The sequence below is a fragment of the Enterobacter sp. TCD1-1 genome, from assembly GCF_020567405.1.
Lineage (GTDB): Bacteria > Pseudomonadota > Gammaproteobacteria > Enterobacterales > Enterobacteriaceae > Enterobacter > Enterobacter quasiroggenkampii.
The window spans coordinates 1-26,290 of the sequence record NZ_JAJCXF010000009.1; the positions used below are offsets into that span (position 1 = coordinate 1).

Annotated in this window: 20 protein-coding genes and 1 riboswitch; of the genes, 8 read left to right on the forward strand and 12 right to left on the reverse strand. The window is 56.8% G+C overall.

Translation table 11 applies throughout. From position 1 onward, the window contains the following. Positions 1-281: 281 nt before the first annotated feature. Both murI and btuB read right to left on the reverse strand, forming a co-directional pair. Complete coding sequence (gene murI / locus LJA86_RS21115) at positions 282-1,133, reverse strand: glutamate racemase (RefSeq protein WP_048028420.1); 852 nt, start codon at positions 1,131-1,133, stop codon at positions 282-284. Further along, complete coding sequence (gene btuB, locus LJA86_RS21120) at positions 1,078-2,925, reverse strand: TonB-dependent vitamin B12 receptor BtuB (RefSeq protein ID WP_229226691.1); 1,848 nt, start codon at positions 2,923-2,925, stop codon at positions 1,078-1,080. The genes murI and btuB overlap by 56 nt, the downstream gene beginning before the upstream one ends. Positions 2,926-2,990: 65 nt before the next feature. Beyond that, positions 2,991-3,167: riboswitch (cobalamin riboswitch) on the reverse strand. Positions 3,168-3,271: 104 nt separating this feature from the next. Between btuB and trmA the strand changes: the two genes are divergently transcribed. Then, positions 3,272-4,372, forward strand: coding sequence for a tRNA (uridine(54)-C5)-methyltransferase TrmA (trmA, locus tag LJA86_RS21125; RefSeq protein ID WP_023333837.1), 1,101 nt, complete (start codon positions 3,272-3,274; stop codon positions 4,370-4,372). Between the two features lie 89 nt (positions 4,373-4,461). Here the strand turns inward: trmA and LJA86_RS21130 are convergent, their stop codons facing one another. Together LJA86_RS21130 and fabR are read right to left on the reverse strand one after the other, a co-directional pair. Beyond that, positions 4,462-4,821: a YijD family membrane protein gene (locus LJA86_RS21130; protein ID WP_008501783.1), complete on the reverse strand. Its 360-nt coding sequence runs from the start codon at positions 4,819-4,821 to the stop codon at positions 4,462-4,464. 9 nt (positions 4,822-4,830) lie between these two features. Next, positions 4,831-5,469, reverse strand: a complete 639-nt coding sequence (fabR, locus tag LJA86_RS21135) for an HTH-type transcriptional repressor FabR (protein ID WP_008501784.1) — start codon at positions 5,467-5,469, stop codon at positions 4,831-4,833. Positions 5,470-5,665: 196 nt separating this feature from the next. On the opposite strand from fabR, the gene sthA reads away from it, so the two are divergent. Beyond that, positions 5,666-7,066 (forward strand): Si-specific NAD(P)(+) transhydrogenase, encoded by a 1,401-nt coding sequence (sthA, locus tag LJA86_RS21140; RefSeq protein WP_008501785.1) that lies wholly within the window; start codon positions 5,666-5,668, stop codon positions 7,064-7,066. Here sthA and oxyR read toward each other — a convergent pair. The 4 genes from oxyR to argC all read right to left on the reverse strand — a co-directional run bounded on the left by oxyR (position 7,040) and on the right by argC (position 11,499). Further along, complete coding sequence (gene oxyR / locus LJA86_RS21145; protein WP_044597477.1) at positions 7,040-7,966, reverse strand: DNA-binding transcriptional regulator OxyR; 927 nt, start codon at positions 7,964-7,966, stop codon at positions 7,040-7,042. The two genes, sthA and oxyR, sit on opposite strands and share 27 nt — an antisense overlap. A gap of 294 nt (positions 7,967-8,260) precedes the next feature. Beyond that, positions 8,261-9,634, reverse strand: coding sequence for an argininosuccinate lyase (gene argH / locus LJA86_RS21150; RefSeq protein WP_045909130.1), 1,374 nt, complete (start codon positions 9,632-9,634; stop codon positions 8,261-8,263). 77 nt (positions 9,635-9,711) lie between these two features. After that, entirely contained in the window at positions 9,712-10,488 is a 777-nt protein-coding gene (gene argB, locus LJA86_RS21155; RefSeq protein ID WP_086374972.1) for an acetylglutamate kinase, read from the reverse strand. A 6-nt stretch (positions 10,489-10,494) separates the two neighbouring features. Further along, complete coding sequence (gene argC, locus LJA86_RS21160; protein ID WP_048028410.1) at positions 10,495-11,499, reverse strand: N-acetyl-gamma-glutamyl-phosphate reductase; 1,005 nt, start codon at positions 11,497-11,499, stop codon at positions 10,495-10,497. 88 nt (positions 11,500-11,587) lie between these two features. On the opposite strand from argC, the gene argE reads away from it, so the two are divergent. From argE to gldA, 5 genes are all read left to right on the forward strand, one after another. Then, on the forward strand, positions 11,588-12,739 hold the full coding sequence (argE, locus tag LJA86_RS21165; protein WP_063622934.1) for an acetylornithine deacetylase: 1,152 nt from the start codon (positions 11,588-11,590) through the stop codon (positions 12,737-12,739). Between the two features lie 307 nt (positions 12,740-13,046). Next, on the forward strand, positions 13,047-15,698 hold the full coding sequence (gene ppc / locus LJA86_RS21170; protein ID WP_008501791.1) for a phosphoenolpyruvate carboxylase: 2,652 nt from the start codon (positions 13,047-13,049) through the stop codon (positions 15,696-15,698). A 94-nt stretch (positions 15,699-15,792) separates the two neighbouring features. Further along, positions 15,793-16,557 (forward strand): helix-turn-helix transcriptional regulator, encoded by a 765-nt coding sequence (locus tag LJA86_RS21175; protein ID WP_229226692.1) that lies wholly within the window; start codon positions 15,793-15,795, stop codon positions 16,555-16,557. 128 nt (positions 16,558-16,685) lie between these two features. Next, complete coding sequence (gene fsa / locus LJA86_RS21180; protein ID WP_229226693.1) at positions 16,686-17,348, forward strand: fructose-6-phosphate aldolase; 663 nt, start codon at positions 16,686-16,688, stop codon at positions 17,346-17,348. Between the two features lie 12 nt (positions 17,349-17,360). Continuing rightward, complete coding sequence (gldA, locus tag LJA86_RS21185) at positions 17,361-18,464, forward strand: bifunctional L-1,2-propanediol dehydrogenase/glycerol dehydrogenase (protein ID WP_045909123.1); 1,104 nt, start codon at positions 17,361-17,363, stop codon at positions 18,462-18,464. Between the two features lie 91 nt (positions 18,465-18,555). On the opposite strand, the gene katG is transcribed toward gldA, so the two are convergent. The 4 genes from katG to metB all read right to left on the reverse strand — a co-directional run bounded on the left by katG (position 18,556) and on the right by metB (position 25,658). Next, the gene (gene katG / locus LJA86_RS21190; protein ID WP_229226694.1) at positions 18,556-20,736 is read right to left on the reverse strand and encodes a catalase/peroxidase HPI; all 2,181 of its coding nucleotides are present in this window, start codon (positions 20,734-20,736) and stop codon (positions 18,556-18,558) included. 209 nt (positions 20,737-20,945) lie between these two features. Next, positions 20,946-21,836, reverse strand: coding sequence for a methylenetetrahydrofolate reductase (metF, locus tag LJA86_RS21195; protein ID WP_024909186.1), 891 nt, complete (start codon positions 21,834-21,836; stop codon positions 20,946-20,948). Between the two features lie 226 nt (positions 21,837-22,062). Then, positions 22,063-24,495 (reverse strand): bifunctional aspartate kinase/homoserine dehydrogenase II, encoded by a 2,433-nt coding sequence (locus LJA86_RS21200; RefSeq protein WP_229226695.1) that lies wholly within the window; start codon positions 24,493-24,495, stop codon positions 22,063-22,065. Between the two features lie 2 nt (positions 24,496-24,497). Then, complete coding sequence (metB, locus tag LJA86_RS21205) at positions 24,498-25,658, reverse strand: cystathionine gamma-synthase (protein ID WP_045909121.1); 1,161 nt, start codon at positions 25,656-25,658, stop codon at positions 24,498-24,500. A 276-nt stretch (positions 25,659-25,934) separates the two neighbouring features. Here metB and metJ point away from each other — a divergent pair, with 276 nt between their 5' ends. Next, entirely contained in the window at positions 25,935-26,252 is a 318-nt protein-coding gene (gene metJ / locus LJA86_RS21210) for a met regulon transcriptional regulator MetJ (protein WP_003862042.1), read from the forward strand. Positions 26,253-26,290: the final 38 nt, after the last annotated feature.

Sequence of the window (26,290 nt, forward strand, 5' to 3'; positions counted from 1 at the left end):
CTTTGAGTGCCCACACAGATTGTCTGATAAATTGTTAAAGAGCAGTGCAACGCGGCTTTCGCTCACCGTTGCGAGGTCCCGTATATTACGTTTTCCTCATTCAGAGTCAAGTGATTATTTTCGCTTTTCTCTGTTGGCGTTCATCTCTGAACCCCGCTAACCCGGCGGCCTGTAAGCCGTTGTTCCGTGTCAGTGGAGGCGCATTATAGGGAGTTCTCAGACGTTGACAACCCCTCTTTTAAAAAAAACTTTCAACCGTCTCTTTTTTGCTCAAAACCGTGCTATAGCGCCAGTTTTTCGAGCGTTTCAAAGCCATAACGGCGTAAAACGGGTAAAAGTTGTTCAGTTTCTTTTGTTAACGCCATACAAAACGCGATATTCGCATCGGTAGATTTCGCATCCGGGGCTTCATGCTCCAGCAACCATGCCGTACGACGGGCAATAGCCGCTCCGGAATCCACCAGACGCGTCCCCTCCGGCAGTACCTCTAATAGCTCTTCCTGGAGTAGCGGGAAGTGGGTACAGCCCAGCACAACAGTATCCGGGGGTTCGGGCATCCTCAGCCACGGACGAAGAATACGACGCAGCTCGTCGAGTGATACCGACTTGCCATGCAGCTTCGCTTCCGCCATCTCCACCAGCTCAGCCGAACCGAGCATCGCAATCTGGCATTCATTAGCGAAACGGTCGATCAGCTCGCGGGTATAAGGACGCTTTACCGTACCTCGCGTGGCCAGCAAGCCCACAATGCCGTTCGCTGTCAGACGCGCGGCAGGCTTTATTGCAGGGACGACGCCCACAACCGGGAACTGGAATTTTTCACGCAGGGCGGGAAGAGAAACGGTGCTCGCCGTGTTACACGCGATGACAGCCAGCGCAAGGGGATAGCGCTTTTGTACCGCAGTGACGATTTCCACCACGCGCTCGACAATAAAATCTTCGCTCTTTTCCCCGTACGGGAAAGCGACGTTATCGAAAGCGTAGATGTAATGGAGATCCGGCAGGAGATGCCGAATCTCATCATAGACCGAAAGCCCACCGACGCCGGAATCAAACACCAGCACGGTGGGACGCGGATTAGAAGGTGTAGCTGCCAGACAAGGTGTATTCCCGTCCTGCAGTTTGGTAGCCATAAACTGTCTCGTAATCTTTATCGAACAGGTTGGCTATTTTACCACGAACTGTAAGGTGTGAGGTGACAGGATACGAAACTGCGACATCCCACAGGCTTACACCGCCCATTTTTACTTTCTCAGACGGGTAAGTACCAAAGTCAGTGTCGTAACGCGTACCGAGATAGTGATAAGTCAGGCTCCAGTCGAAATCATAGATCTGCGTGTCGAGCTGATATTTCACCTGCTGCTTAGCACGACGGTCCAGAAGTTCGTTGGTTGCAGCATTGCGGGCATCCACGTAGTCGTAGCCAACGGTGTGCGTCAACGGCCCCGTGTCAAACGATGCTGTCGCTTCCACACCTTTAATGCGCGCTTTACCGACGTTGTAATATTGCTGGAGGTTATTATCGAAGTCGATGAGATTATCAACGTCATTACGGTAGCCGGATACGCGCCAGCTCACGCCTGCCGTCAGGCCTTCAAACGCACCTTCCCACTGTTTGCTCTCTTCTGGATCAAGATGGTCATTGCCATAGAAACCATAGAGTTGACCCAGATTCGGTGCTTTATAGGCCGTACCATAAGAAGCAACGAAGCGGTAACCCTCCACGAACTCCCAGGCCGCACTGCTTTGCCAGGTGCCATGACGACCGAACTGAGAGTTGTCATCGCTGCGAACCGCTCCTTCCAGGGTGAAGTCACCAAACTGCTGCAGCCCGGTCAGGTAGACGCCGGTGTTACGCAGGTCGTAGCCGTTGGTCACGTAGTTTGTACCCGGCTCGGTGCTCTGCTTCTGCCAGTCAACGCCCGCGCCAATGTTCCCTTGGCCAACATCAACGGAGTTGAGCCACTGGACATTGTACTGCTTGATTTCATCCAGCGTGGCTGTCGAATCGTAGCGGCCTAAATTCGGGTCGTAGTTATAGTCCTTGCTGTGGCTATAGCTGGTGAGCAGCTGTGAATGGAAGATGTCATCATTGAAGCGCAATCCTGCATCCCAGGTCTGACTATAAAGCTGGCGGGTATCGACCAGTACGTCAGGGGTAAATGAGCTGTAGTAACCGTCGTAGGCAGTACGGTTGCTGTAGCCAAAGCCGCGAACAAAACCGCTCCACTGGTCTGAGAATGCGTGATCCAGTGCGCCGTAGAGCGTTTTATTCATAAAGCCGTCGCGATCGGTCTGGGCAAGGCCACCATTGTTGCCGTCCGCAACCACATCAAACCCTTTGGTATAGGTGTAATCACCCGCAAGCGTGACGCGTGTGCTGTCGCCCAGTGTTTGCTGAGTACTGCCACCATAATTCTGGTAGCCGTGCGAGCCTACGCCAGCATTCAGCGTGGTACCGTCCTTCGCGCGAGTGGTAATAATGTTTACGACGCCGCCGATCGCGTCCGAGCCGTATACCGCAGAACGCGGTCCACGAACATATTCGATACGCTGCACCAGAGAGATTGGGAACTGGCTGAGATCGGACGACCCCGTGACGCCCGCCTGGTTAAGGCGGATCCCATCAACAAGGATCAAGACGTGGCTGGAGTTGGTGCCACGGATAAAGAGAGAAGAGAGTTGCCCCATCCCACCACTTTGCGCCGTATCCACGCCGGGCAGGCGGCGCATAACATCCAGGAGCGAGGTTGACTGCCAACGGTCAATATCGGCACGCGTAACAACCGTGTTTGCAGCCAGAATAGTTTTTTCAGGTTGTTCAAAACGATTTGCCGTCACCACCAACGAGTCTGCGCTATCCTGCGCCCAGCCCGAAAATGCCGTGACGGACAACGCCGTCAACAGCGATACTTTTTTAATCATTGTTAAAGCATCCACAATATAAGAAGGATGCCGCAGGCCTCATCGATAGCACGCGATGATGAAACCAAATGCGACGTGATCCCGGCAGGTCTTCGGGCTAGGTGGCTATATAAGGATGAAGACTTCCCATTTTCACAGTGTCTACAACGCTCATCCCGCCAGTCTTTACCGCTGCGCGTCAGCTCCAGATTTACACTGGATTCCCTTTTCACTCTCAGGAGACCGGAAACAGAATGCTACAATTAGACACGTATGGATGTCCAGACAGCTATTGGCCATTAAATCTGGACATCCCCTGAACAATCCCTACAATCGCCGCGTAATTCTTTATCACTCAGGACGCATCATGACCCCAGAACACCTCCCGACAGAACAGTACGACGCGCAGCTGGCAGAGAAAGTTGTCCGCCTGCAAAGTATGATGACGCCTTTCAACGCGCCCGTTCCCGAGGTGTTCCGCTCTCCTGTCAGCCACTACCGCATGCGTGCCGAGTTTCGCATCTGGCACGACGGTGACGACCTGTACCACATCATTTTCGATCAGCAGACGAAGTCCCGTATCCGCGTGGACAGCTTCCCGGCAGCGAGTGAGCTCATTAACCAATTAATGACGCTGATAATGGACGGCGTGCGTAACAACCCGGTACTGCGTAACAAGCTTTTCCAGATTGACTACCTGACCACGCAAAGCAATCAGGCGATTGTCTCCCTGCTGTACCACAAAGCCCTGAACGACGAGTGGCGCGAGCAGGCGGAAGCGCTGCGCGATGCGCTGCGTGCGCAGAACATCAACGTTCACCTGATTGGCCGCGCGACAAAAACCAAAATCATGCTGGATCAGGACTACATCGACGAGCGTCTGCCGGTGGCGGGTAAAGAGATGGTGTATCGTCAGGTCGAGAACAGCTTCACCCAGCCGAACGCTGCAATGAACGTGCAGATGCTGGAGTGGGCGCTGAAGGCGACGGAAGGATCAACGGGCGATCTGCTTGAGCTCTACTGCGGTAACGGCAACTTCTCGCTGGCGCTGGCGCGTAACTTCGATCGCGTCCTGGCAACGGAAATCGCCAAACCGTCGGTTGCCGCCGCGCAGTACAACATTGCCGCCAACCATATCGACAACGTGCAGATCATTCGTATGGCCGCAGAAGAGTTCACGCAGGCGATGAACGGCGTTCGCCAGTTTAACCGTCTGGAAGGCATCGATCTGAAGAGCTACCAGTGTGAGACGATTTTTGTCGACCCGCCGCGCAGTGGCCTGGACAGCGAAACCGAAAAGATGGTGCAGGCCTACCCGCGTATTTTGTACATCTCCTGTAATCCGGAGACGCTGTGCAAGAACCTGGAAACGTTAGGCCAGACGCACAAGGTTGAACGTCTGGCGCTGTTCGATCAGTTCCCGTATACGCACCATATGGAGTGCGGTGTACTGCTCACGGCGAAGTAATGTGGCCTTGTAGGGCAGGTAAGCGAAGCGCCACCTGCCAAAAAAGCCGGATGGCGCTTCGCTTATCCGGCCTACAATGACAAAAACCTTTACTCCGGTAACTGGCTTTTACGGCTACGCATGCGCGAGCCAATCCAGAACACCAGCGCCACAGACAGTACCGCAGGGAAGAAGTTAGAGCCGATATCCGGATACTCCGCGCGCACCACCGTGCTGTACAGCAATACGCCCAGAATAAAGCAGGCGGCGGCCAGCCCCGGTAACCCCACCGGCATGGTGCGGTTCAGGTAGCGTTGATGCAGGCAGTACACCGTCAGCACCAGCGCAATCAGCGGGAAAATCGAAAACGGCACGATGGAGCTAAAAATAGCGGCGAACGTACCATTAATGGATAAGCCAGCGATCAATGCCAGCAACAACGTCCCTTTATCCTGACCTGACTGTTTCATTACTCACCTTCACTCTTCGGTTTGATGTGCCAGTTTCTCTTGTTCACGGCGATACCAGTAGTACGCGCCTTTGGAGATCATCCTGAGCTGCAATACCAGTCGCTCTTCAAGCTGCTTGCGTTGTTCAATGCTGACATCCAGCGCTTCGGCACCTGCGCTGAAAACAATCGTCACCATCGCCTCGGCCTGTGCTTCGGTAAACGCACGCGGCATATGGTTTTCGAGTTCAAGATAGTCGGCAAGTTCCGCGATGAAGTGCTGAATTTCGCGCGCGACGGCGGCACGAAACGCCGCCGACGTGCCCGAACGCTCGCGCAGAAGCAGACGAAACGCGTTGGGGTTATTGCCGATAAATTCCATAAAGGTCGACACGGAGGTACGGATCACGCTGCCCCCTTTGGCGATACGCTGACGCGCCTGGCGCATCAGCTGGCGCAGCATCAAACCGCTCTCGTCGACCATGGTCAGGCCCAGTTCATCCACATCACGGAAGTGACGATAGAAGGACGTTGGCGCAATCCCGGCCTCACGTGCGACTTCGCGCAGGCTCAAACTGGCAAAACTTCGCTCAGCACTCAGTTGACTGAATGCGGCTTCCACCAGCGAACGCCGGGTTTTCTCTTTTTGTTGTGCTCTTACGCCCATCACGATAGTTGAATCCTTCCAAAGGCCTGATGGCACTATACCAGAGAATAAAATTAATCTGTTTGCCTGGCTTTGTGAATGATTGTTTACGTGCGGTTTGTGCTCCACTGCCGGAAAAAAGCACAACGATAATTGGGTTACTCTGGCAATGATGTTATGATTCTGTTGCTTTTATGTATAAGAACAGGTAAGCCTTGCCATGCCACATTCCTACGATTACGACGCAATAGTTATTGGTTCCGGCCCCGGCGGCGAAGGCGCTGCTATGGGTCTGGTGAAACAGGGAGCCAGAGTAGCGGTCATTGAGCGCTACCATAATGTCGGCGGCGGTTGCACCCACTGGGGCACCATCCCTTCGAAAGCCCTCCGCCACGCCGTTAGCCGCATTATCGAATTCAACCAGAACCCTCTTTACAGCGACCACTCCCGACTTCTTCGTTCCTCCTTTGCCGACATCCTGAACCACGCGGATACCGTCATTAACCAGCAGACGCGCATGCGTCAGGGGTTTTATGAGCGTAACCACTGTGAAATTTTGCAGGGCAACGCGCATTTTGTGGATGAACACACCCTGGCACTCGAATGCCACGACGGGTCGGTTGAAACCATCACCGCTGAAAAATTTGTGATTGCCTGCGGTTCACGCCCATACCATCCGGCCGACGTGGACTTCTCGCACCCGCGCGTCTACGACAGCGACTCGATTCTGAGCCTGCACCATGAACCCCGCCACGTCATTATCTATGGCGCAGGGGTCATTGGTTGCGAATATGCGTCGATCTTCCGCGGAATGGACGTCAAAGTTGACCTGATCAACACTCGCGATCGCCTGCTGGCTTTCCTCGATCAGGAGATGTCGGACTCCCTCTCCTACCACTTCTGGAACAGCGGCGTGGTCATTCGTCACAACGAAGAGTACGAGAAGATCGAAGGCTGCGACGACGGGGTGATCATGCACCTCAAGTCCGGCAAGAAGCTGAAAGCGGACTGCCTCCTGTACGCCAACGGCCGTACCGGCAACACCGATTCCCTGCAGCTGGAAAATATCGGGCTTGAAACCGACAGCCGCGGTCAGCTGAAGGTCAACAGCATGTATCAGACCGCCCTGCCGCACGTTTACGCGGTCGGCGACGTCATTGGCTATCCAAGCCTGGCCTCAGCCGCTTACGACCAGGGACGCATTGCGGCGCAGGCGCTGGTGAAAGGCGAAGCGACGGCGCATCTGATTGAAGATATCCCGACGGGCATCTACACCATCCCGGAAATCAGTTCCGTAGGGAAAACCGAGCAGCAGCTGACGTCAATGAAGGTGCCTTACGAGGTGGGTCGTGCGCAGTTTAAACATCTGGCGCGGGCGCAAATCGTGGGGATGAGCGTGGGTACGCTGAAGATTCTGTTCCATCGCGAGACGAAAGAGATCCTCGGGATTCACTGCTTTGGTGAACGCGCCGCGGAAATCATTCATATCGGCCAGGCCATCATGGAGCAGAAAGGTGGTGGTAACACCATTGAGTACTTCGTTAACACCACCTTTAACTACCCGACCATGGCGGAAGCCTATCGGGTCGCGGCACTAAACGGCCTGAACCGCCTGTTTTAACGCGCTGTCAAAATGGCCATCCATCGCACCACGGATGGCCTCTGCCAGCTGCTCATATCGGCTGCGCAGCGGTGACCCAGGGCGATAGACCAGGCCAATCGTACGACGCGGCTCTGGTTTAATGCATGGCAAGTAGACCACGCCATCACGTTTACGCTCGTGCGGTACCGCCAGCGCAGGCAGCAGCGTAATACCGCTTCCCGCCGCGACCATATTACGCAGCGTTTCCAGGCTGGTTGCGCGGAAATGGGTATCCTCATCCGCACCCGCTTCGAAGCAGAAGCCCATCGCCTGATCACGCAGGCAGTGGCCATCTTCCAGCATCAGCAGCTTTTCACCCGCCAGATCGGCCATCGGCACGCGATCGCGGTTCGCCCACGGGTGATCTTCATAGATCGCCAGCATCATTGGCTCATCGAACAGCGGCACTTCAATAAAGGCTTCACTCTCTTTTACCAGTGCCAGAATGGCGCAGTCGAGCTTGCCGCTGTCCAGTTGTGCCAACAGCTGATGGGTTTGCGCTTCGTGCAGGTACATTTCGAGTTTCGGGAACGTCTGGTGCAGCATCGGAATGATGTGCGGTAACAGGTACGGGCCAACGGTTGGGATCAGGCCAATATGCAGCGGGCCGGACATGGCCTCCCCCTGCTGGCTTGCCATTTCCTTGAGCACTTTGACCTCGCGCAGCACGGTGCGCGCCTGATCCACCAGCAGAAGACCTGCCTGTGTGAACAGAACCTTACGACTGGTGCGCTCCAGCAGCATCACGCCCAACTCGTCTTCCAGCTTGCGGATCTGGCCGCTCAGCGTGGGCTGGCTGACGTGGCAGGAATCTGCCGCGCGGCGAAAGTGACGATGCTCGGCTAACGCTACCAGGTATTCAAGATCACGAATATTCATTATTCATCCTCCGTCGCCACGATAGTTCATGGCGATAGATAGCATAGCAACGAACGATTATCCCTATCAAGCATTCTGTTGAATAATACACCACATAGACGAGGCGGCACGTGTTTGACCCTTGACGTCCCCGCACCGTCAGCGAGTTTCTCTCAAAACTCGAACAACTAAAGCCAACGTGAACTTTTGCGGACCCCGTGGTCCGCTTTTTTTTGCGTAAAAAAGCCCAACTCAGGGTTGGGCTGGGGTTTTGTAGGTCGGGTAAGGCGAAGCCGCCACCCGACGTTTCAGGCATCAAATCAGGCGGTTTTTCGCATCCGCAATCGCCTGCGTCACCTGCTTAGGCGACACGCCGCCTTTCGCCGCACGCTTATCCAGGCAGGACTGCAGCGCCAGTATTGGATACACATCATCCCCGATAACCGCGCTGAATTTCTGTAGATCGGCCAGCGCCAGATCTTCCAGCGGTTTACCCTGACGAATGGCTTCCACTACCGCTTCACCGACAATATGGTGCGCTTCACGGAACGGTACGCCCTTCGCCACCAGGTAATCCGCCAGCTCGGTCGCGTTCGCATAGCCCTGCTGCGCCGCTTCCTGACAGCGCGGACGCTTCACCTGAATGCCATCCAGCACCAGCGCGCCCATATGCAGACAGTCCAGCCAGGTGTCGAGCGCGTCGAACAGCCCTTCTTTGTCTTCCTGCATATCTTTGTTGTACGCCAGCGGCAGCCCTTTCAGGGTCATCATCATGCCGGTCAGCGCGCCTTGCACGCGGCCACATTTCCCGCGGATCAGCTCCAGCGCGTCCGGGTTTTTCTTCTGCGGCATCAGGGATGAACCTGAGGTCACGCGGTCGGACAGCTCAACAAAGCCCGCTTCGCCGGAGTTAAAGAAGATCAAGTCTTCGGCAAAGCGCGACAGGTGCACCATACCGATAGACGCGTTAGAGAGCAGTTCCAGCACGTGGTCACGATCGGAGACGCTATCCAGGCTGTTACGGGTAGCGGAGGCAAAGCCCAGCCAGCCTGCCAGCTGTTCACGGTCGATTTCGTAAGCGGTACCCGCCAGCGCGCCGCTGCCCAGCGGGCTGACGTCCAGACGCTTCAGGGTATCCTGCAGACGGCTTTCGTCACGCGCCAGCATCTCTACATAGGCCAGACACCAGTGCGCAAAGGTCACCGGCTGCGCGCGCTGCAGGTGGGTATAACCCGGCATCACCGCGTCCTGATTATTTTGTGCGGTCTCCACCAGCGCGGTCTGCAGCTGACGGTTAGCCGCCAGCAGTTCGCCAACGGTATCCTTACACCACAGCTTCAGATCGGTGGCGACCTGGTCGTTACGGCTCCGGCCGGTATGCAGCTTTTTACCCAGCTGGCCGACCTTGTCGATCAGTTTACCTTCCACCCAGCTGTGAATATCTTCGGCATCGCTCTGCAGAATTTGCTGCGGATCCAGACGCACTTCTTCCAGCAGATTGTTCAGCGCCTCTTCCAGCTGCAACTGTTCCTCTGGGGTCAGCACGCCCACCGTCACCAGCGCTTTGGACCAGGCCACAGAGCCGACAATATCCTGTTCGGCCAGGCGGTAGTCGAAGCGCAAAGAGTCGTTGAACTGTTTGAACCGCTGATCCGCTGCCTGTGTAAAACGCCCACCCCAAAGTGCCATAACATGCTTCCTTAATATCTTTGAATTTCATTGCCCGGTGGCGCTGCGCTTACCGGGCCTACAAAACATTAAATCGATTACGCTAAAATACGCGTGCCAATCGGCGTGCCGTTAAACAGCGCCGGGAGCTGCTCCGCGTGACGCCAGGAGGCGATATCTACCGGGCGACCCAGCGTGCGTGCCGCATCCAGCGCGGCGTTCACTTTGACGATCATGCCGTCGGTGATGATGCCCTGCGCAATCAGCTGCTCGGCTTTCTCTGCCGTCATTTCTGCGATGCGCTGGCCTTTTCCGTCCAGAATGCCGCTCACGTCGGAGAGCAGGATCAGGTCCGCACCCAGCGTTGCCGCCAGTGCGGTTGCCGCCTGGTCAGCGTTAACGTTCATCAGCTCACCCTCTTCGGTCACGCCGATAGAGCTCACCACCGGCAGGAAACCGCCTTCCAGCAGCGTGTTAATCAGCTTAGGCGAACCCGGCTGCGCCAGTCCAACATGACCGAGCGCTTCGTCGAGCTGGGTCACTTTTACGCTGTCGCCATCGCCCAGATAGAGGCCAACGGAGGCAATGTGGTGTTTCTTCGCCCAGGACAGCAGGGTTTTGTTCGCCGTACCCGCCAGCGCACCGGTGATAATGTCAATCTGATCCGCAGGCGTCACGCGCAGGCCGTTTTTCTTGATCACCGGCAGGTTGAGCCCTTTCATCAGCTCATCCACCACGCAGCCGCCGCCGTGCACAATCACCAGTGGACGTTGGTGTGATTCGCGATAGTTCACCAGCGCGGTAAACAGACGCTCCAGCGCTTCTTCGCTGTCCAGCAGTACACCACCGAGTTTGATAATTAATGGGTTCATCATCACACCTTAAATAAGAGCCTGCGTTTCAGGGAAACCGAAACGAATATTTGCACACTGCATTGCCTGTGCGGCAGCGCCTTTCAGTAAGTTATCTTCTGCGGCCACCACGATGAGATGCTCACCCTGAACGGCAAAGCCGATATCGCAGAACGGCAGACCGACCACGTTTTTCAGCGCCGGCACGCCTTTGTCGTACAGACGTACCAGCGGTTTGTCCGCATACGCCTGCGTGAAGACCTCGCTCACCTGCTCCTTGGTCACGCCAGGCTTCAGGCGGCAGGTAATGGTTTCGAGGATCCCACGCGGGAAGCTGCCCAGGTGCGGGGTGAAAATGACGTCCGCGCCCAGATGCGTCGTGATCTCAGGGTGATGGCGGTGATTAAACACGCCATACGGCTGAAGGCTCACTTCGCAGAAGCTGTTAGAGATCGCCGCCTTGCGTCCTGCACCGCTCACGCCGCTGGTGGCGTTGATCACCGGCCACTGGTTCAGATCCAGCAGACCCGCGTCGATCAGCGGCTTCAGGGCAAGCTGCGCCGCCGTCGGGTAGCAGCCCGGAACGGCAATCAGATCCGCTTCTTTCAGTTTATCTGCGCTCCACTCCGCCAGGCCGTACACCGCTTTTTCAAGCAGATCCGGATGCTGATGGGTGAAACCGTAATATTTTTCGTAGAACGCGCCGTCGTTAACGCGAAACGCGCCGGAGAGGTCGAAGACCACGCAGCCAGCCGCCAGGAACTGCGGCGCCAGGTCGTGGCTGACCTCGTGTGCGGTGGCTAAAAACACCACGTCGACGCCGTCAGTAAACTCGCTGATGTCAGACATGGGCTGCAGCGGCAGATCGACCAGGCCCTTAAGCTGCGGATGCAAATCGGAAATTAACTTTCCTGCATCATTGCTTTGCGCTGACACGGTCAAAGCGGTTATGGTCATATGTGGATGGCGATTCACGTAGCTTACAAGCTCTGCGCCCGCATAACCGCTAGCGCCTACAATCAGCGTATTCAACATCGGGTTCCTTTATGCTCAACGTTAATGTATTTTTATTCACATTTATTGCATGAATATTGATACTATCACGACCTAAGGTGTGTCAACAATGAAAATGAACTTACCGCCATTTATCGAGATCTACCGCGCCCTGATTGCCACACCGTCCATCAGCGCAACGGAAGAAGCGCTGGATCAGAGCAATGAGTCTTTAATCAATCTGCTGGCGGGTTGGTTTAGCGATCTTGGGTTTGACGTTGAGGTTCAGCCCGTCCCCGGCACGCGCCACAAATTTAACCTGCTCGCCAGTACCGGAACCGGTGCGGGCGGCCTGCTGCTGGCCGGTCATACCGACACCGTGCCGTTCGACGATGGCCGCTGGACGCGCGATCCGTTCACCCTGACCGAGCACGACAACAAGCTCTACGGTCTGGGCACCGCCGACATGAAAGGCTTCTTCGCCTTTATCCTCGACGCGCTGCGTGACGTGGACGTGACGAAGCTGAAAAAACCGCTCTACATTCTGGCGACCGCTGATGAAGAGACCAGCATGGCGGGCGCGCGCTACTTCTCTGAAAACACGGCGATTCGCCCGGATTGCGCGATCATCGGCGAGCCGACGTCTCTGCAGCCGATTCGCGCGCATAAAGGCCATATCTCTACCGCCGTGCGCGTGCTCGGGCAGTCCGGCCACTCCAGCGATCCGGCACGCGGCGTGAACGCCATTGAGCTGATGCATGACGCCATCGGCCGCATCATGGCCCTGCGCGACGACCTGAAGGCTCGCTATCACTACGACGCGTTCACCGTGCCGTACCCGACGCTGAACCTCGGCAGCCTGCACGGCGGCGATGCCTCCAACCGCATCTGCGCCTGCTGCGAACTGCACATGGATATTCGCCCGCTGCCGGGCATGACCCTGAGCGATCTCGACGGCCTGCTGAATGAGGCGCTGGCCCCGGTGAGCGAACGCTGGCCGGGTCGCCTGACGGTCTCCGAACTGCATCCGCCCATCCCGGGTTACGAATGCCCGCCGGACCATCAACTGGTCGATGTGGTAGAAAAGCTGCTCGGCCAGAAAACCGACGTGGTGAACTACTGCACCGAAGCGCCGTTTATTCAGACGCTTTGCCCGACGCTGGTTCTTGGCCCAGGCTCCATCAACCAGGCGCACCAGCCGGATGAATATCTGGAAACCCGCTTTATCAAACCCACCCGCGAACTGATTACCCAGGTTGTGCATCACTTCTGCTGGCATTAAAAACTGCCCCTCACCCTAACCCTCTCCCCAAAGGGGAGAGGGAATTTGAACACCCTCTCCCCTTTGGGGAGAGGGCAGGGTGAGGGGAGTAAATCCCGCGACCTCCGTCACATTTCCATAAGCATCTCTTATCTGACGCAATGCGAATTAAATTTCGTAAATTGCCCACATTTATTCGTTTGCTGAACCGTTTTCGCAGCAATTGACGACGGGGGTTTTACGTGGCTTTATAAAGGGAGATGACAAAATAATGTCCAGAAGATTTTCGCCTGGGCATAAACAAAAATGATGGGGTGACTGGGTTTTTATGAACGAACAATATTCCGCGTTGCGTAGTAATGTCAGTATGCTCGGCAAAGTGCTTGGAGATACCATCAAAGATGCGTTGGGGGAGAATATCCTTGACCGCGTTGAAACCATCCGCAAGCTGTCTAAATCTTCCCGTGCCGGTAACGAGGCCAGTCGTCAGGAGCTGCTCACCACCTTGCAGAACCTCTCTAACGATGAGCTGCTGCCCGTTGCGCGCGCCTTCAGCCAGTTCCTGAACCTGGCCAACACCGCTGAGCAATACCACAGCATTTCGCCAAACGGCGAAGCGGCCAGCAACCCGGAAGTCATTGCCCGCACCCTTCGTAAACTGAAAGACCAGCCCGACCTCAACGAAGCCACCATCAAAAAAGCGGTGGAGTCGCTTTCGCTGGAGCTGGTACTGACCGCTCACCCAACCGAGATCACCCGTCGCACCCTGATCCACAAAATGGTGGAAGTGAACAACTGCCTGAAGCAGCTGGATAACAAAGACATTGCCGACTATGAACGCAACCAGCTGATGCGCCGTCTGCGCCAGCTGATTGCCCAGTCCTGGCACACCGATGAAATTCGTAAGCATCGCCCAAGCCCGGTCGACGAAGCCAAATGGGGCTTTGCGGTGGTGGAAAACAGCCTGTGGGAAGGGGTACCAAACTACCTGCGCGAGCTGAACGAACAGCTGGAAGCGAACCTGGGCTACCGTCTGCCGGTCGATTTCGTGCCGGTTCGCTTCACCTCCTGGATGGGCGGCGACCGCGACGGCAACCCGAACGTTACCGCGGAAATCACCCGCCACGTCCTGCTGCTGAGCCGCTGGAAAGCGACCGACCTGTTCCTGAAAGACATTCAGGTGCTGATCTCTGAGCTGTCGATGGTTGAAGCGACGCCGGAACTGCGCGCGCTGGCCGGTGAAGAAGGCGCCAGCGAGCCGTACCGTTTCCTGATGAAAAAGCTGCGTGGTCAGCTGATGGCCACTCAGGCCTGGCTGGAAGCGCGCCTGAAAGGCCAGCGCCTGCCAAAACCAGAAGGCCTGCTCAGCCAGAACGAACAGCTCTGGGAGCCGCTTTACGCCTGTTATAAATCGCTGCAGGCCTGCGGGATGGGCATCATCGCCAACGGCGAACTGCTCGACACCCTGCGTCGCGTGAAGTGTTTTGGCGTGCCGCTGGTGCGTATCGACGTGCGTCAGGAAAGTACCCGTCATACCGAAGCGCTGGGCGAGCTGACCCGCTATCTCGGCATCGGTGACTATGAAAGCTGGTCCGAAGCTGACAAGCAGGCGTTCCTGATCCGCGAGCTGAACTCCAAGCGCCCTCTGCTGCCGCGCAACTGGGAGCCAAGCAACGATACCCGCGAAGTGCTCAACACCTGTAAAGCGATCGTGGACGCACCGAAAGGATCGGTCGCCGCCTATGTGATCTCCATGGCGAAAACCCCATCCGACGTGCTGGGCGTTCACCTCCTGCTGAAAGAAGCGGGAATCGACTACGCTCTGCCGGTCGCCCCGCTGTTTGAAACTCTCGACGACCTGAACAACGCCAACGACGTAATGAGCCAGCTGCTGAACATCGACTGGTATCGCGGCTTTATTCAGGGCAAACAGATGGTAATGATCGGCTATTCCGACTCCGCGAAAGATGCGGGCGTGATGGCGGCATCCTGGGCGCAGTATCAGGCGCAGGATGCACTGATCAAAACCTGCGAAAAAGCCGGTATCGAGCTGACCCTGTTCCACGGACGCGGTGGCTCAATTGGCCGTGGCGGCGCGCCAGCACACGCGGCACTGCTGTCACAGCCGCCGGGAAGCCTGAAAGGCGGCCTGCGCGTGACCGAGCAGGGTGAGATGATCCGCTTCAAGTACGGCCTGCCGGAAGTGACCATCAGCAGCCTGTCGCTTTATACCAGCGCGATCCTGGAAGCCAACCTGCTGCCACCGCCGGAGCCGAAAGCCTCCTGGTGCCACATCATGGACGAGCTGTCGGCTATCTCCTGCGATCTGTACCGCGGCTACGTGCGTGAAAACAAAGATTTCGTGCCTTACTTCCGTTCAGCCACGCCTGAACAGGAGCTGGGTAAACTGCCGCTGGGCTCACGTCCTGCAAAACGTCGACCGACCGGCGGCGTAGAGTCTCTGCGTGCAATCCCGTGGATCTTTGCCTGGACGCAGAACCGTCTGATGCTGCCCGCCTGGCTGGGTGCCGGTGCCGCACTGCAAAAAGTGGTGGAAGACGGTAAACAGAGCGAGCTGGAGACCATGTGTCGCGACTGGCCGTTCTTCTCTACCCGTCTGGGAATGCTGGAGATGGTCTTCTCGAAAGCTGACCTCTGGCTGGCGGAATACTACGATCAGCGCCTGGTGAAGCCAGAGCTGTGGGCGCTGGGTAAAGAGCTGCGCGAACTGCTGGAAGGCGACATCAAAGTGGTGCTGGATATCGCCAACGACTCACACCTGATGGCGGACCTGCCGTGGATTGCCGAGTCTATCCAGCTGCGTAACATCTACACCGACCCGCTGAACGTCCTGCAGGCAGAATTGCTGCACCGTTCGCGTCTGGCGGAAGAAGAAGGGAAAGAGCCAGATCCACGCGTTGAACAGGCGCTGATGGTGACGATTGCGGGCGTTGCGGCGGGTATGCGTAACACCGGCTAATGCTATACGCCCGGCGGCGCTGCGCTTGCAAAGGCCTACGATAAGTAGGCCGGGTAAGCGTTAGCGCCACCCGGCAAATTTCGGTAGTCTCCTTATGCATTCCGATATCACCCAGATTTTGACTGACCTGGTGAACCGCACGTTACCGCTGGGTCAGATTCGTTTCTCAGCGCTGACTGAACAGCATCCCCGAACCTCTCCCTGCCTAGGTATTACCCTTGGCACTCCCTGCGAGGCGTTTTTTTCTTTTTTTGGACAAATCACGCATCCTGCGCCTCACGTCCTGAGCATACATTTCGGGAAGCAGCAGCTTACAATCGAGTTACAGCGTGACAATGTGCTCTTAAAACAACTCCAGGTTGCCCGACGTGGTCCGCGAACGGGGGCTTTTCTTCTGCAAACGCTCACCGAATTACAGATGCAGCCTGAGGAACAAGACACAGCAAGGCTGGTAGTTTTAAGCCTGCTCAGCCACTGCCGGGATCTGCTTGGCAGTGAAATTCACACCGACAGCCGCAGCCGGGCACTGTTCGAAGCCGTTCGGAGCTATATCGAAGAAAATTACGCCTCTTTGTTAACTCGCGAATCCGTGGCACAGGCGTTCTACATCTCACCAAACTACCTTTCCCATCTATTCCAGAAAGTCGGCAGCGTCGGATTCAATGAATATTTAACAAAAACGCGCCTGGAACATGCGCGTCAGCTGCTGAAAGGCTACGATCTCAAAATTAAAGATATCGCCACACGCTGCGGATTTACGGACAGCAACTACTTTTGCCGTCTCTTTCGCAAGCACACCGAACGTTCCCCTTCCGAATATCGACGCCAGTACCATAGCCAGCTGATCGCCAAAAAGTAGCATTGTGATCGCTCTCTCACTTCGCTAAGGACATTACATTTGTCCAGTATTTGGCAAAATTGACCTGTATTCGCCGCGCCTGGGTGCGCCGTATCCTTTATTCAACCTTTCTGACTTAAGGAAAAATAATGGAACTGTACCTGGATACCGCCAACGTGGCGGAAGTAGAACGCCTGGCGCGCATCTTTCCCATCGCGGGCGTCACCACCAACCCGAGCATCATTGCCGCCAGCCGTGAATCCATCTGGGACGTGCTGCCGCGCCTGCAACAAGCCATCGGGCCGGAAGGCACGCTGTTTGCTCAAACCATGAGCCGCGATGCCGAAGGCATGGTGGCAGAAGCCAAACGTCTGAGTAACGCCATTCCGGGCATTGTGGTGAAAATCCCGGTGACGGCTCAGGGGCTTATCGCAATTAAAGCGTTGAAAAAAGAGGGGATAACCACACTGGGCACCGCCGTTTACAGCGCGGCGCAGGGCCTGCTCGCCGCACTCGCAGGGGCGAAATATGTCGCGCCGTATGTAAACCGCGTCGACGCGCAGGGCGGTGACGGCATTCGCATGGTTCAGGAACTGCAGTCCCTGCTGGAACTGCACGCGCCGGAAAGCAAGGTGCTGGCCGCCAGCTTCAAAACGCCGCGCCAGGCGCTGGACTGCCTGTTGGCAAGATGTGAAGCAATCACGCTTCCCTTAGACGTAGCGCAACATATGCTCGGCACACCGGCGGTAGAGTCAGCCATAGAGAAGTTCGAGCAGGACTGGAAAAACGCGTTTGGTAACCTCAACCTCTAAGGGAGAACTGTTATGGACCGTATCATTCAATCGCCGGGGAAATATATCCAGGGCGCTGACGTACTGACCCGTCTCGGCGACTATCTGAAACCGCTGGCCAACCGCTGGCTGGTCGTCGGCGATAAATTTGTGCTGGGTTTTGCCGAAGAAACCCTACGACAAAGTTTTAAAAAAGCTGAACTGCATGCCGAAATCGCGCCGTTTGGCGGCGAGTGTTCACAAAATGAAATCGATCGGCTGAAAAGACTGGCCGATAGCGCCGACTGCCTGGCGGTGCTGGGTATTGGGGGCGGGAAAACGCTGGATACCGCCAAAGCGCTGGCCCACTTTATGAACGTGCCGGTCGCCATTGCGCCGACTATTGCCTCCACCGACGCGCCGTGCAGCGCCCTTTCCGTTATTTACACCGACAGCGGCGAGTTCGATCGCTACCTGATGCTGCCACACAACCCGAACATGGTCATTGTGGATACGAAAGTGGTAGCAGGTGCGCCTGCACGTCTGCTAGCCGCCGGGATTGGCGACGCGCTGGCGACCTGGTTTGAAGCACGCGCCTGCTCGCGCAGCGGTGCGACCACCATGGCCGGGGGTAAATGCACCCAGGCGGCACTGGCGCTCGCGGAGCTGTGCTACAACACGCTGGTTGAAGAGGGTGAAAAAGCGATGCTGGCGGCGGAACAGCATGTGGTGACGCCTGCGCTGGAACGCATTATCGAAGCCAACACCTATCTCAGCGGCGTCGGCTTTGAAAGCGGCGGGCTGGCGGCGGCACACGCTATTCATAACGGTATGACGGCGGTACCGGACGCGCATCACTTCTATCATGGGGAGAAAGTGGCGTTTGGTACCCTGACGCAGCTGGTGCTGGAAAATGCGCCGGTAGAAGAAATTGAAACCGTCGCGGCGCTTTGCCACAGCGTTGGGCTGCCAATCACGCTGGCACAGCTGAACATCAAAGAGGATATTCCGGCCAAAATGCGTCTGATCGCCGAAGCGTCCTGTGCGGAAGGAGAAACCATCCACAACATGCCCGGCGGCGTCACGCCGGATCAGGTCTATGCGGCACTGCTGGTGGCCGACCAGTATGGACAGCGATTCCTGCAGGAGTGGGAGTAATAAAAAAGCCGGGTGGCGCTGCGCTTACCCGGCCTACATGGCACTTGAATTTCCAGGCCGGGTAAGGCGTAGCCGCCACCCGGCACAAAGGTTACTTCACGTCAAACCGATCCAAATCCATTACCTTCGCCCATGCGGCAACGAAGTCGCGAACGAACTTCTCATGCGCATCATCGCTGGCATAAACCTCTGCCAGCGCGCGCAGGACGGCGTTAGAACCGAAGACCAGATCGGCGCGGGTGGCGGTATATTTTACTTCACCGCTGGCGCGATCGCTTCCGGCAAACAGCTCATTGGATTCGTCGGTCGCCTTCCACTGGGTGTTCATATCCAGCAGATTCACGAAGAAATCAGAGCTCAGCACGCCTTCACGGTTGGTGAACACGCCGTTCTTGCTGCCATCAAAGTTGGCACCCAGCACGCGCAGGCCACCAATCAGCACCGTCAGCTCCGGCGCGGTCAGCGTCAGCTGCTGGGCTTTATCAACCAGCAGCGACTCCGTGGTGGACACATCCACCTGCGCACGGTAGTTGCGGAAGCCATCGGCAATCGGTTCGAGCAGGTTAAACATCTCGATATCCGTCTGATCCTGACGCGCATCAACGCGGCCCGGCGTGAACGGCACGGTGACGTACACGCCCGCCGCTTTTGCGGCCTGCTCAACGCCTACCACGCCCGCCAGCACGATGATATCGGCCAGAGAGGCTTTGTTGGTGGTGCGCTGGATAGCTTCGAGCGCCGGTAACGCGCGAACCGCCGCGGCGTTCACATCCCAGTCACGCTGAGGCGCCAGCGCCAGACGCGCGCCGTTGGCACCGCCACGTTTATCGCCGCCGCGGAAGGTCGATGCCGACGCCCAGGCCACAGAAACCAGTTCGCTGACGGACAGACCGGACGCCGCAATTTCCGCCTTCAGGCTTTCAATGTCCTCTTTGGTCGGATTGAATACCGCCTGCGGCAGCGGGTCCTGCCAAATCAGATCTTCTTTCGGCACTTCCGGGCCAAGGTAACGCGATTTTGGCCCCATATCACGGTGGGTCAGTTTGAACCACGCGCGCGCGAAGGCTTCGTTGAAGGCCTGCGGATCGTTCAGGAAACGGCGGGAAATCTTTTCGAATTCCGGGTCAAAACGCAGCGTCAGGTCGGTGACCAGCATGGTCGGCTTGCGTTTTTTCGACGGGTCGAACGGATCGGGCATGATTTCCGGCGCATCAACGGCTTCAAACTGAATCGCCCCTGCCGGGCTGCGGGTCTGCACCCATTCGTATTTGAACAGGTTCTCGAAGAAGTAGTTGCTCCACTGCGTCGGGGTTTGTGACCAGATGACTTCCAGACCGGAAGTAATGGCATCAGCGCCCACGCCCGTGCCAAGCGTGCTCGCCCAGCCCAGGCCCTGCGCTTCAATTGGTGAGGCTTCCGGGTCGGTGCCCACGTGGGTGGCTTCACCCGCGCCGTGGGTCTTGCCGAGGGTGTGGCCGCCTGCAATCAGCGCCACGGTCTCTTCATCGTTCATGCCCATGTTGCCGAAGGTCGCGCGAATCGCTGCCGCCGCTGACAGCGGTTCACCGCTGGCGTTTGGCCCTTCCGGGTTCACGTAGATCAGACCCATTTCGGTGGCAGCCAGAGGACGCTTCGCCAGCGCTTCCGGATCGCGGTGGGTCAGCCAGGCTTTTTCATCACCCCAGTTCACGTCCAGATCCGGTTCCCAGACGTCTTCACGTCCGGCACCGAAACCAAAGGTGCGGAAGCCCGAATTCTCCAGCGCCACGTTACCCGCGAGAATAAACAGGTCAGCCCAGGAGATTTTTTGTCCGTATTTTTTCTTGATGGGCCACAGCAGACGGCGCGCTTTATCCAGGCTCACGTTATCCGGCCAGGAGTTCAGCGGCGCAAAGCGCTGTTGACCGCGTCCTGCCCCACCGCGCCCGTCAACGGAGCGATAGGTACCCGCGCCGTGCCATGCCATGCGGATAAACAGGCCCGCGTAGCTGCCCCAATCGGCTGGCCACCACGGCTGAGAGTCGGTTAAGAGTGCTTTAAGGTCGCCTTTAAGGGCAGAGTAATCAAGTTTGCTGAATTCTTTGCGGTAGTCGAAGTCTTCACCCAGCGGGTTCGAACGATTGGAATGTTGGTTAAGAAGATCGATGCGGAGTTGTTTTGGCCACCAGTCGCGGCTGCCTGTACCTGCGCCCGCGCTGTGATCGACGCCGCCCTGATGGAACGGGCATTTGCCGACTGATGCCGCTTTATTGGTCTCGTCTGACGTGCTCATCGCTATGCTCCCTTTTACAGTGTTACCGTTACGATATACGCCCTTGTTGATAAGGTATAGTTGAGATAACCCACAGATTCGATAGTTAAATCCGTTTAATTTCCCATGGAAAATACATGAGTTTTGTACGTCAAAGGCAGCATTGCTGATATGGCAGGAAAATAAAACCCTTATAAATCAAAAAACCCTCCGAAGAGGGCTCTTTTTTGTTACACGCCTGGTCTAACGCCGAGCGTGTGGCATATGGCGTAACTCATCTCAGCACGGTTCAGCGTGTAGAAGTGGAAATCCTTCACCCCTTCACGACTTAATATCTTCACCATGTCCATCGCGATGTTTGCGCCCACCAGCTTGCGTGTTTCCGGGTCATCGTCCAGCCCCTCGTACATTTTAGACATCCAGAGCGGAATACGCACATTGGTCATATCAGCAAATTTCTTCGCCTGTTTGAAGTTAGAGACCGGCAGAATACCCGGGATAATTTCAACGTCGATGCCCGCGGAGACGCAGCGGTCACGGAAACGCAGATAGCTTTCGACATCAAAGAAGAACTGGGTAATGGCGCGGTTCGCGCCGGCATCCACCTTACGCTTGAGGTTAAGCAGATCCGCCTGGGCGCTTTTCGCTTCCGGATGAACCTCAGGATAGGCGGCAACGGAGATATCAAAGTCAGCCACGCCCTTCAACAGCCCGACCAGATCGGCGGCATACATGTCCGGCTTACCGCTGCCAGGCGGCAGATCGCCGCGCAGCGCAACAATATGCCGAATGCCGTTATTCCAGTAATCCTGGGCGATGGCACGCAGCTCGTCGCGGGTGGCGTCGATACAGGTGAGATGCGGCGCCGCTTCCAGACCGGTACGATCTTTGATGCCTTTAATGATGCTGTGGGTACGGTCACGCTCGCCGGAGTTCGCACCGTAGGTCACGGAGACAAACTTCGGTTTCAGGCTGCTGAGACGATCGATAGAGCTCCACAGGGTTTGCTCCATTTCACTGGTGCGCGGCGGGAAAAATTCAAAAGAGACGTTAATCTGGCCGTTTACTTCGGCCAGGCTCTGGTTCAGTGCTTCCCGCTGGTTGGCGTGAAAAAAGCTCATACCCTACCCCTATCAATCGCGTGTCATTATCTGTTGTGTTGTGAACTTCTATACGTTTAGACGTCCAGATGTAAAAATGACGGAAAAGCGGAGGGACGTCAATAGAAATAATCAACAATAACGGTGAGGTTTGCTCAGGGAAGATGAGGGAAATTCATGATGGGGGTGAGTGCATCAGACTGCACTCACCCTAACCCTCTCCCACAGGGAAAGGGAAATTGAGTTTTTACAGCAGCTTAGCCAGACGGTTGATGTCGGACTGGATGGCCCCGGCAGTAACGTCGCGCCCGGCGCCCGGGCCGCGGATCACCAGCGGGTTATCGCGGTACCAGCGGCTTTCGATGGCGAAGACGTTATCGCACGGCAGCAGCGCCGCCAGCGGATGTTCAGGACGCACCGCCTCGACACCGACTCGCGCTTTTCCGTTGGCCTCGAAACGCGCCACGTAGCGCAGCACCAGCCCCATCTCGTTCGCGGCTTCCAGACGCTGCACCATCTGCTCGTTAAGTTCTTCGCCATTTTCAAAGAAATGGTCCACAGAACCTTCTTCACAGCCGGCAGGCACCAGTGACTCGACGCGGACGGAATCCGGTTCGATGTCATAACCCGCTTCCCGCGCCAGGATCACCAGCTTGCGCATCACGTCTTTACCGGAGAGGTCAACGCGCGGATCGGGTTCCGTTAAGCCCTGCTGCCACGCCTGATCCACCAGGTCGGTGAACGGTACGGTGCCGTCAAACTGCAAGAACAGCCAGGAGAGCGTGCCGGAGAAGATACCGCTCAGCGCCAGAATGCTGTCGCCGCTTTCAATCAGGTCGCGCACGGTGTGGTTTACCGGCAGGCCCGCACCCACGGTGGCGTTATACAGCCAGTGACGACCGGTTTTTTCAAACGCGTCGTGGATCTGGCGGTATTTGTCGGTGCTGCTTGCCCCCGCCAGCTTGTTGGCGCTGATGACGTGGAAACCGTGGCTGGCGAAATCAAGATACTGATCGGCAAGCTGTTCGCTGGCGGTAACGTCCAGCACCACCAGATCGTCATACGGGTGCGCACGCATCCACAGGAACAGCGACTCTTCATCCTGCTCGACGGCTTCATCATTAAAGAAGGCAAGCGCGCGGCTGGCATCCAGCCCTTCGTAGTTCAGCAGGCTGCGGCGGCTGTCCACCACGCCTGCGAGAATGAATTCGAACCCGGTACGCGCCGAAAGCGTGACCTGTTCGCGGGCAAACAGCTCCAGCCAGCGGGAACCGATGTTGCCTTTACCAAACAACACCAGGCCGATGCGTTTTTCCGCGCGGAACAGGGAGGTATGCAGACCTTGAATCAGGCTTTCGGTTGGCCCTTTGCGCAGAACGGCCACCAGGCTAATGCCCTCTTCCGATTGCCAGGTAAATTCCACCGGCTGGCCTTTCAGCTGCTGCCAGAAGCGGTGGCAGTGCAGCGGGTTACGGGTGACGCCCGCGCCCACCATCGCCACCAGCGCCAGCCCCTGACGCAGGCGAAGCTCGCCCGGCAGACCGGCTTCATCCAGAATTTTCAGGGCGCTGTCCGCCACTTCTGCGGTATAGCAGAACTGCAGCAGCTGACGGTCATTGTGAACACCCACGGCCAGCGGACGCACCTGGGCGCGTTTCAGGATCGTGTCGATCTCTTTATGCGCCAGCCTGAAGTCCTGGCCCGCAGGAACCTGGAATTCAATCAGGCAGATGTCGTCGTGGCTGGTAACAATACGCGCCCCGGTACCGGACGCCAGCACGCGCTCAATGCGCGTGGAGCCTTGATCCGGGGTGTAGCTGCAGCGCAGCTGGAGGTCGATATCGCTGCCGGAAACCGGCTGCAGGGTGCGCGCGTGCAGCACCGGTGCGGCCAGACGCGCCAGTTCGCTGGCTTCATCCAGGCGCAGCAGCGGCAGCAGGCAGGCATCTTTTACTTTGCGCGGATCCGCGCTGTAAACACCGGCCACGTCGCTCCAGATGGTGACGCGGGACACGCCCGCCAGCGCACCGATTTGCGTTGCCGAGTAGTCGGAGCCGTTACGGCCCAGCAGCACGGTTTCACCCGCGTTGCTGCGGCTGATAAAGCCGGTAACCACAATACGTTTGCCCGGATGCTGCACCAGCAGCTGTTGCAGCAGCGGGTAGGACAGGCCTTCATCCACCTGTGGCTGCGCGGCGCGTTCGGCGCGCAGGAAATCACGCGCGTCGAGCCAGGCGGCGTCCACACCCAGGTGTTGCAGAACCGCAGCCATCAGGCGCGCGGACCACACTTCACCGTGCCCCACCATTTCGGCATACACCGCATCGGTAATGCCGCTATCCAGCAGGGCGGCCAGATGCTCAAGGTCATGCGTGAAGGCGCTGATCAGCCCGTCCGCTACGTCCGCAGGCAGCAAGCCAGCAATCAGCTCGCTCTGGTAACGACGTAAGGACTGTTGCACCTGATGCGCAGAAAGGCGATCTGTCTGGCTCAGTTTCAGCCAGCTAATCAACTGGTTGGTGGTGCTGCCCGCCGCCGAGACAACCATCATGTCACCCGGCTGTGAATATTCCGTCATGATCCCTGCGACACGCAGGTAACATTTCACATCAGCAAGACTACTACCACCAAACTTGTGCAGTTGACGACCCTTCGCCCCTGCCTGCGCTATCACACTCATGATTACCCCTTGGCTGCGATCCGGAAGCCATTTTCCAGATCGGCAATTAAATCTTCAGAATCTTCAATACCGGTTGAGATCCGCAGCAGCGTCTCAGAAATACCGGCGGCGGCACGTGCTTCGGGTGCCATTCCTGCGTGCGTCATGGTCGCGGCGTGGGAGATCAAGCTTTCAACCCCACCTAAGGATTCCGCCAGCGTAAACAATGACAGCCCGCTCAGGAAGCGACGCAGCGTTTGCTCGTCACCGTCCAGTTCAAAACTTAACATCGCGCCAAACCCTTTCTGCTGGCGCGCGGCAATCTCGTGCCCCTGATTTTCCGGCAGCGACGGGTGATACAGCTTCTTCACCAGCGGCTGGGTTTTCAGGAAATCGACAATCGCCTGAGCATTGCGCTGCGCCACGTCCATGCGCGGCGACAGCGTGCGGATGCCGCGCAACAGCAGGTAGCTGTCGAAGGCGCCTGCGGTGACGCCAATATTATTGGCCCACCATGCCAGTTCGGTGACAACATCCGGATCTTTGGCAATCACCACGCCTGCTACCACGTCAGAATGGCCGTTCAGATATTTAGTGCATGAATGCAATACCAGATCGGCACCCAGTGCGAGTGGGTTCTGAAGGGCCGGACTGAGGAACGTATTATCCACTACACTTATCGCTCCCGCATCCCTTGCGAGCTGACAAATTTTCGCAATATCGACAACGCGCAACAATGGATTGCTTGGACTTTCTACCAGAACCAGCTTCGGTTTCTCTGCCAGCGCCTGTTTCAACGCCTGTTCGTCGTTTTGATCGACAAACAATACGCGATAACAGCCGCGTTTCGCCAGGCTATCAAACAGGCGATAGCTGCCGCCGTAGCAATCGTGCGGCGCAACCAGCAGGTCACCTGGTTTCAGGAACACGGTGGTCACCAGGTGAATGGCGGACATCCCCGTGTTGGTTAACACAGCACCTGCGCCACCTTCCAGTTCGGCCAGCGCGCGCTGGGTCACGTCACGCGTAGGGTTGCCACGACGCGAGTAATCATGCGCGCGGGGTTCATTAAATCCGGTGAAGTTGTAAGTACTGGAAAGATGAATGGGCGGGACAACGCAGCCGTACTGCTCGTCATCATTTAATCCGCTACGCACTGCGATAGTGGCCTGTTTACGCGTCATGGTGAGGGCTTCCTGGCGAATGAGGTGAAAAGTCAGGCACCAGAGTAAACACTGAAAGTATGGACGTCAATACATCTGGACATCTAAACTTCTTTGCGTATAGATTGAGCAATGCGCAAATAGCCGTTAAAATTATATGCTTTAGTGCACGCTGCAGCGGCAATATCCGTGCCACGGTATCGTCTCTACGGTAAACTAGGCAAGATTGCGGTTCAAAACGGGTGGTTACCGGTTTTGCACCTTTAAATAAATGACTGAGAGGATTAAAGGTATCTCATGGCTGAATGGAGCGGCGAATATATCAGCCCATACGCTGAGCACGGTAAGAAGAGTGAGCAAGTAAAGAAAATTACGGTTTCCATTCCTCTGAAGGTGTTGAAGATCCTCACCGATGAACGTACGCGTCGTCAGGTGAATAACCTGCGCCACGCAACCAACAGCGAACTGCTGTGCGAAGCGTTTCTGCATGCGTTTACCGGTCAACCGTTGCCGAACGATGACGATCTGCGCAAAGAGCGTAGTGACGAAATCCCGGAAGAGGCGAAAGTAATCATGCGTGAACTGGGTATTGACCCGGAGACGTGGGAATACTAACTGCGGTGTGATCCCGCTGAGGTGACTCAGCGGGATAG